The sequence below is a fragment of the Streptomyces sp. NPDC005803 genome, assembly GCF_040630435.1.
In the GTDB taxonomy this organism is placed as follows: Bacteria; Actinomycetota; Actinomycetes; order Streptomycetales; family Streptomycetaceae; genus Streptomyces.
Window position 1 is genome coordinate 282,419 of sequence record NZ_JBEXXO010000009.1, and the last position, 7,176, is coordinate 289,594.

Genomic DNA, 7,176 nt, shown 5'->3' on the forward strand with positions numbered 1-7,176 from the left:
CCGGCGCACCCACCCCGCCCCCGGTCACGAGATCGTGCGCTCGCACCCGCGGTCCCGCGCATCATGGACGTATGCCCGAAGGAGACACCGTTCTGCAGACCGCGAAGCGGCTGCACAGTGCGCTGGCCGGTCAGGTCCTCACCCGGTCCGATCTGCGCGTCCCACGGTTCGCCACCGCCGACCTCACCGGCCGGGCCGTTCTCGACGTCTCCGCGCGCGGCAAGCATCTGCTGACCCGGATCGAGGACGGCCTCACGCTCCACAGCCATCTGCGGATGGACGGCGCCTGGCGCGTCTACGCCCCCGACGAACGCTGGCGGGGCGGCCCCGCCCACCAGATCCGGGCCATCCTGGCCAACGCCACCCACACCGCGGTCGGCTACCGCCTCCCCGTCCTCGAACTCCTGCGCACCAAGGACGAGGAGAAGGTGGTCGGCCACCTCGGTCCGGACCTGCTCGGCCCGGACTGGAACGCCGACACCGCGTTGCGCAACCTGCTGGCCGACCCGGCCCGCCCCCTCGGCGAAGCGCTGCTGGACCAGCGGAACCTGGCCGGCATCGGCAATGTCTTCAAGTGCGAGCTCTGCTTCCTGGCGCGAGCCACCCCCTGGCTGCCCATCGGCCTGCTGCCCGAGCGCACGAGGGCCCTCCTGGTCACCACGGCCAAGCAACTCCTCGAGGCCAACCGCGACCGGCCGGTCCGCACCACCACCGTCGGCGCCCGCCCCCGGACCACCACCGCTCCGGCGCCCCGCGCCCGCCGCCCGAGCGAGAACCTCTGGGTCTACGGCCGGGCCCGCCGCCCCTGCCTGCGCTGCGGTACCCCGATCCGCTCGGCGGACCAGGACACCCGTCCCACCTACTGGTGCCCGAACTGCCAGGCGGGCCCCACGCCCTAAGGGCGGTCCCGTAATCCCTGGCGGGCGCACGACGACGGCTACGGCACCTCGCCGCGTTGTCGGAACGCCCGAATACATCCAGTATGCGGACGCTCCTCCGCCTTGCGATGCACCGCATCTGACGCCGCGCGCTGATCCACCAGGGATTACGGGACAGCCCTAGTGGGCAAGCCGGCGACGCACCATTATTGACGGCCCGTCAGATTCGCCCGTACGGTCCGTTCATGCCCCTCGCCGCGTACGACCTCACCGGCCGCTCCGCGTTCGTCACCGGCGCCGCCGGCGGAATCGGCCGTGCCACCGCCGTCCTGCTGGCGGAGGCGGGCGCCACCGTTCACTGCGCCGATCTGGACGAGAAGGGCCTCCTGGAGACCCTCGGCCTGATCGCCGCCGCAGGTGGCGAAGCCCACACCCATCCGCTCGACGTCACCGACCGCGACCAGGTCCGTTCCGCGGTCGAGGCCGCCGGCGAGCTGGACATCCTGGCCGCCGTCGCCGGGATCATGCATACGAGCAGCGTCCTGGAGACCACGGACGAGGACCTGGACCGTGTGCTCTCGGTCAACTTCAAAGGAGTTCTCCACGCCTGCCAGGCAGTGGCCCGCACGATGGTCGCGCGCGGCGCCCGCGGTTCGCTGATCACGATGGCCTCGGGCGCGGTCGACTCCGCGAGCCCGGGCCTGCTCTGTTACAGCGCGGCGAAGGCTGCTGTGGTCCAGCTGACCAAGACACTGGCGACGGAGCTGGGGCCTCACGGCATCCGGGTCAACGCGGTCGCTCCCGGCTGGATCCGCACCCCCATGACCGCCCGCCACGACGCGGAGCAGCAGCACCGGGTCGAGGCGATGATGGTGCGCGTCTCCCCGCTGGGCAGGGTCGGCGAGCCCGGGGACGTCGCACACACGGTGCTGCATCTGGCATCGGACGCGTCAGCCTTCATGACCGGTCAGATCCTCCGCCCGAACGGCGGCGTCGCCATGCCCTGGTAGCGCGCCACGCCCTCCCGACGGCCCAGGACCGGCCGCCCCTACGCCGGGGCGGATCCGTGCGACCGGACCGAGCCCACGGCCGCCCGAAGCGAGCCGACGGCCGCCCGAACCGTTGCCTCCCACCCCAGGTCGCGCCGGATATCCGCCCTCGCCGTGACGCACCGCACATCACTGACTGCCGCGCCGACGAGCCGGAAATCGATGGCCGTCCGCTGCGGGCCGCCTCACGCACGCCCTCGGCGCACCGCCGCAGCAGGCCCGTCCCCGCGTCGAATATCCCGATCGGCCGTACGGTCTCGGCCACGTGGACGGGCAGAAGGCTGAGCCCCCACCCGCCCGCTGCCACCGCCCCCTCGACCGGGCCCGCGTGCTGCGGCTCCAGCACGAGCCGCAGCACGGCCCACCACCACACACCGCCGAGCACCAGCGCCGGCACCCATCGCCGCACCATGGCTGCCTCCTTCGGCCGAACCCGGGGCCTGTCGTTCGGAGCCTGCCGGACTCGCCGCTTCCGTCCTGATCCGAACGGAAGACCTTAGTCCGGCCTGATCCCCCTGGGGAGAGCGCACCGGCGCAGTACCAGCGCACACCGCGCAGTAGTCGCACGCCCGTCGCCCTGACATGCACCGGCCGCCGCATCCGCACGGCGGGCCGGTGCCAGAGGGGAGCCCCCACCGTTTCCGGTGGGGGCTCCGCGCACTGCCGTTCAGTCCTTGTCGTCGGGGGCCAGCGAGTCCTTGGCGCCCTCAGCGCGCTCCCGCGCCTCGCCCATGGCGCCCTTGGCCTTGCCCTTCGCCTGGTCCGTCTTGCCCTCGGACTCCATGCGCCGGTTCCCGGTCATCTTTCCCATGGCTTCCTTGGCCTTGCCTGCGACCTTGTCCTTCGCGCTGTCGTCGGTCATCGCACACTCCTCACGTCATACGGTCCGGCCTCCGCCCGATCCGGGCAGACCGGTGGAAGGGGGGCCCGGTCAGGTGGGGAAACCTGCCGGGCGGGGACGGTCGATCCGGTCAGGCGCTCTCCGCCTGGAACATCCACGCGTGCTTCTCGAGATCGGCAGTCAGCGCGATGAGGATGTCCTGGCTGACCGGGTCGGGGCCGCCCGTCACCTCGATCCGCTCGCGCATCCGGCCGATCACGACGCCGAGGGCGTCGACCAGGGTCCGCACGGCGTCGACGTCCTTGACCCAGCCCTCGGGCACGGAGTCGATGGCCGTGGTCCTGGCGATCGTCGCCGAGCGCCCGTCCGGGTTGACGCCCACCGCGGAGGCTCGTTCGGCCACCGTGTCGGAGTGCTGGCGGGCGGTGTCGACGACCTCGTCGAGCTGAAGGTGCACGGACCTGAAACGAGGCCCCACCACGTTCCAGTGGACCTGCTTGGCCACCAGAGAGAGGTCGACGAGGTCCACCAGGGCGCCCTGCAGCGCCTCACCCACGGACTTGAGGTCGGTCTCGGACAGGGGGCTCTTCACCACAGACATGCACGTCTCCGATCTGGTATCCGTTCCGTTCAGCACCAACCACGATGGCACAAACGAAGCAAAACAGTCATTCGGGGAAGTGCTCGAAGCATTCGTTCCCCGGTCTCATCCATGCGCCTGCCCACCAAAAGCCCGCCGACACCCAGCCGGCGCACATCGTCCGGACGCACGGAAACCCCAGCCCAGCCGCACATCGCCCGCAGGCCACTCGGGCCGGACGCCGCACGAGCCCGAACCCGGCCGCCCCCTCGCCCGCACGCACAGAAGGCTCTCCAGCCGCACGGCACGCGGCCGGACACGCAGAAGCCCCGGCCCACCCCTGAGGGGAGGGCCGGGGCTCCGGCTTCACACCGAACCGAGCGGGTCAGGCGGCGACGACATCCACCGCTTCCGCGGGTGCCTTGATGGTCACCCGCCCCGTCGGTACACCCGTCACCGAGGAAACGGAGACGGAATTGAGCATGGGGCGCACCGGTACAGGTACCGGATCGCTGGCCGCTGCCGACTCGGCCAGTTCGGCCAGGGACAGCTCATCGCTCACTTCACGCATGAGCTCGGACATCCGTACATCAAGCGCGTCGCAAATGGCGGAGAGCAGTTCGGAGGATGCCTCCTTCTGCCCCCGCTCCACCTCGGAGAGATAGCCGAGCGAAACTCGGGCGGACGAGGAGACTTCGCGCAGAGTACGGCCTTGGCGCTGGCGCTGCCGACGCAGCACGTCACCAAGCAGGCGACGGAGCAGAATCATCGGTGGCTCCCTCCTCGGACCGCGTAGCCGCATCCTTCACGCCCCACCGTACCGCCTAGCGCTGCGGCCGTGCGGGGAGCGATGTCGTGTTCACTCAGGGCTGCAAACATCAATTCTCCCCGTTGTGTTCCGTATCCTGTGCGCTCGCGTACCCGCAGAGTTCGCCGGAGAGCAGTTCGAGCACGCTCCGTACGCTCTCTCTACGGATGTCCGCCCGTCCGCCGTTCAACCGCAGCGCGGCCACTTTCCCGGCGTCACCGGGCCCGCAGACTGCGACGAAGACCGTTCCCACCGGTTGGCCGTCCTGCGGCTCGGGGCCCGCGACGCCGGTCGTCGCCGCGCCCCAGTCCGCGCCGAGCGCCCGGCGTACGCCGGCCGCCATCTGGCGCGCGACCTCGGCGTCCACAGCGCCCCGCGACGCCAGAAGCGCCGTGTCCACGCCCAGGACTTCACTCTTGAGGGTGGTCGCATAAGCCGTCACCGACCCGCGGAAGGCCTGTGAGGCGCCGGGGACGGAAGTCAGTTCCGCCGCGACCAGGCCGCCGGTCAGCGACTCGGCGACGGCAAGGGTCTCACCCCGCCCGACGAGCAGCCGCAGCACCTCGGCCGCGGCTGTCACCGCTCGGCCTCCGCGGCTCCGCGGTTCCCGGAGACCCGCCCCGGGCCCCTGGCGCCCTCGGAGGCCGTCTCGGCGGTCCCGGCGCTCCGGGGGGCCCGCCCCTCGTTCTCGGCACCCTCCAGCGCCGTCTCAGCCGCCTCAGCGGCCTCAGCGGCCTCCTGGGCCACGGCTGTCTTCTCCGCCGCGATCCCCTGGCGCCGCAGCACGACGGCCTGTCGCACGTAGTCCAGGCCCGTGGCGACCGTCAGCACCACGGCCAACGCCATCACCCAGAAGCGCAGTGTGGCCAGCGGACCGGTCAGCGCCAGGACGTACATCCCGACGGCGATCCCCTGGGCCAGCGTCTTCATCTTCCCGCCGCGGCTGGCGGGAATCACACCGTGCCGGATCACCCAGAACCGCATCAGCGTGATGCCCAGTTCACGGAAGAGGATCACACCCGTGACCCACCAGGGCAGGTCGCCGAGGTACGACAGGCAGATCAGCGCCGCTCCCATGATCGCCTTGTCGGCGATCGGGTCGGCGATCTTCCCGAAGTCGGTGACCAGGTTGTACGTGCGCGCGAGATGCCCGTCGAACAGGTCCGTGATCATCGCGACGGCGAACGCGGCCCAGGCGAAGGAGCGCCAGGCCGGGTCGTATCCGCCGTTGTGGAGCAGGAGCACGACGAAGCCGGGGACCAGCACCAGCCGGGCCATGGTGAGGAGGTTGGCGATGTTCCACAAACTGGCCTGATTGACGGCAGCAGCACCCAGCTTTCCGCCACGGACCGGCGTCGCGCCGGAACCGCCTGCCGCGGATGCCGGGGCTCCCGTCATCTGGCCACCTCCGCACGTTCACAGCATTCGGCCACCAGGTCCACGCCTTCGGTGCCCACTACCTTTGCCTCGACCATACGGCCCGGGACGAGTCCCTCGCGTGCGGTGAAGAGCACCTGCCCGTCCGTTTCGGGCGCCTGGTGGGCGGCGCGGCCCACGGCGCGCGACTCGTCCTCGGTGGCCTCGACCGACTCGACGAGCACCTGGAGGGTCTCGCCCACGCGCTCCTCGGCCCGCTGCGAGGTCAGCTCCTCGGCCAGCTGCGAGATGTGTGCCAGCCGCTCGGCGATCGTGTCGGCGTCCAGCTTGCCGTCGTAGCCGACCGCCTCGGTGCCGTCCTCGTCGGAGTAGCCGAAGACGCCGATGGCGTCGAGGCGGGCGCCGGTCAGGAACCGTTCCAGCTCCGCCAGGTCCGCCTCGGTCTCGCCGGGGAAGCCCACGATGAAGTTGGAGCGCGCGCCGGCCTGCGGCGCCTTGCTCCGGATCGTGTGGAGCAGCTCCAGGAAGCTGTCGGTGTCACCGAAGCGCCGCATCGCGCGCAGCACGCCGGGGGCCGAGTGCTGGAACGACAGGTCGAAGTAGGGCGCGACCTTCGGCGTCGAGGTCAGTACGTCGATCAGACCGGGCCGCATCTCGGCGGGCTGCAGGTAGCTGACCCGGATGCGCTCGATCCCGTCGACGTCCGCGAGTTCCGGAAGGAGTGTCTCCAGGAGGCGGATGTCGCCGAGGTCCTTGCCGTACGAGGTGTTGTTCTCGGAGACCAGCATGACCTCCTTCACGCCCTGCTCGGCCAGCCAGCGCGTCTCGCCCAGCACGTCCGAGGGCCGCCGCGAGATGAAGGAGCCGCGGAAGGAGGGGATGGCGCAGAAGGAACAGCGGCGGTCGCAGCCCGAGGCCAGCTTCACGGAGGCGACGGGGCTGGTGCCCAGCCGGCGGCGCAGGGGCGCCCGCGGGCCGGAGACCGGCGCGACTCCCTCCGGAAGATCGGCGGGGGCCGGTGCGGCCTCCTGGGCGTGGCCGGGCAGGGCCACGGCGGCGTCCTGGCGCGCGGCCGGGCTGATGGGCAGCAGCTTGCGGCGGTCGCGCGGGGTGTGGGAGGCGTGGATGCCGCCGTTGAGGATGGTCTGGAGACGGTCGGAGATGTCTGCGTAGTCGTCGAATCCGAGGACTCCGTCCGCTTCCGGCAGGGCCTCGGCGAGGTCCTTGCCGTAGCGCTCGGCCATGCAGCCGACGGCGACGACGGCCTGGGTGCGGCCGTGGTCCTTCAGATCATTGGCTTCGAGCAGGGCATCGACGGAGTCCTTCTTGGCGGCCTCGACGAATCCACAGGTGTTGACCACGGCGACATCGGCATCGGAGGCATCCTCGACGAGCTCCCAGCCGTCCGCTGCCAAGCGGCCTGCGAGCTCCTCCGAGTCCACCTCGTTACGGGCGCAGCCAAGAGTGACAAGGGCGACGGTACGGCGTTCGGGCATGGGCTCAAGACTACTTTGTCCCCGCACTGGCCCCGCCGTGCAGGGTTCCGTCGTCACAGGGAGTGACGAAGGCGGCGGGCGCCCGGCACGCCCTGGCGATCCTGATCTTCATGGCCCAGGTCCCGGAGATGCATGACGTGCCCTGGG

8 protein-coding genes are annotated in these 7,176 nt (G+C 71.1%); 2 read left to right on the top strand and 6 right to left on the bottom strand.

Annotated features, from left to right (window positions below; all coding sequences use genetic code 11):
* Positions 1 to 71 precede the first annotated feature (71 nt).
* Positions 72 to 899, top strand: a complete 828-nt coding sequence (locus ABZ454_RS15880; RefSeq protein WP_359538353.1) for a DNA-formamidopyrimidine glycosylase family protein — start codon at positions 72 to 74, stop codon at positions 897 to 899.
* Positions 900 to 1,123: 224 nt separating this feature from the next.
* Entirely contained in the window at positions 1,124 to 1,888 is a 765-nt protein-coding gene (locus tag ABZ454_RS15885) for an SDR family NAD(P)-dependent oxidoreductase (RefSeq protein WP_359538354.1), read from the top strand.
* Positions 1,889 to 2,594: 706 nt separating this feature from the next.
* Here ABZ454_RS15885 and ABZ454_RS15890 read toward each other — a convergent pair.
* From ABZ454_RS15890 to rimO, 6 genes are all read right to left on the bottom strand, one after another.
* Complete coding sequence (locus tag ABZ454_RS15890) at positions 2,595 to 2,789, bottom strand: CsbD family protein (protein WP_356322031.1); 195 nt, start codon at positions 2,787 to 2,789, stop codon at positions 2,595 to 2,597.
* Between the two features lie 109 nt (positions 2,790 to 2,898).
* Positions 2,899 to 3,369, bottom strand: coding sequence for a DNA starvation/stationary phase protection protein (locus tag ABZ454_RS15895; protein ID WP_359538356.1), 471 nt, complete (start codon positions 3,367 to 3,369; stop codon positions 2,899 to 2,901).
* Positions 3,370 to 3,733: 364 nt separating this feature from the next.
* Positions 3,734 to 4,117 (bottom strand): helix-turn-helix transcriptional regulator, encoded by a 384-nt coding sequence (locus ABZ454_RS15900; protein ID WP_148021270.1) that lies wholly within the window; start codon positions 4,115 to 4,117, stop codon positions 3,734 to 3,736.
* Between the two features lie 109 nt (positions 4,118 to 4,226).
* A complete protein-coding gene (locus ABZ454_RS15905; protein ID WP_356322033.1) occupies positions 4,227 to 4,736 on the bottom strand; it encodes a nicotinamide-nucleotide amidohydrolase family protein in 510 nt (169 codons plus the stop codon).
* Entirely contained in the window at positions 4,733 to 5,554 is an 822-nt protein-coding gene (gene pgsA, locus ABZ454_RS15910; RefSeq protein ID WP_359538358.1) for a CDP-diacylglycerol--glycerol-3-phosphate 3-phosphatidyltransferase, read from the bottom strand. Before pgsA ends, ABZ454_RS15905 begins: the two co-directional genes overlap by 4 nt.
* Positions 5,551 to 7,029 (bottom strand): 30S ribosomal protein S12 methylthiotransferase RimO, encoded by a 1,479-nt coding sequence (gene rimO, locus ABZ454_RS15915; RefSeq protein WP_359538360.1) that lies wholly within the window; start codon positions 7,027 to 7,029, stop codon positions 5,551 to 5,553. The genes pgsA and rimO overlap by 4 nt, the downstream gene beginning before the upstream one ends.
* Positions 7,030 to 7,176: the final 147 nt, after the last annotated feature.

What these genes read in the sequence shown, in the direction of transcription:
- ABZ454_RS15900 (WP_148021270.1), bottom strand. Translation starts at nt 4,117, where the DNA reads ATGATTCTGCTCCGTCGCCTGCTTGGTGACGTGCTGCGTCGGCAGCGC.
- ABZ454_RS15885 (WP_359538354.1), top strand. Translation starts at nt 1,124, where the DNA reads ATGCCCCTCGCCGCGTACGACCTCACCGGCCGCTCCGCGTTCGTCACC.
- pgsA (WP_359538358.1), bottom strand. Translation starts at nt 5,554, where the DNA reads ATGACGGGAGCCCCGGCATCCGCGGCAGGCGGTTCCGGCGCGACGCCG.
- ABZ454_RS15880 (WP_359538353.1), top strand. Translation starts at nt 72, where the DNA reads ATGCCCGAAGGAGACACCGTTCTGCAGACCGCGAAGCGGCTGCACAGT.
- ABZ454_RS15890 (WP_356322031.1), bottom strand. Translation starts at nt 2,789, where the DNA reads ATGACCGACGACAGCGCGAAGGACAAGGTCGCAGGCAAGGCCAAGGAA.
- rimO (WP_359538360.1), bottom strand. Translation starts at nt 7,029, where the DNA reads ATGCCCGAACGCCGTACCGTCGCCCTTGTCACTCTTGGCTGCGCCCGT.
- ABZ454_RS15895 (WP_359538356.1), bottom strand. Translation starts at nt 3,369, where the DNA reads ATGTCTGTGGTGAAGAGCCCCCTGTCCGAGACCGACCTCAAGTCCGTG.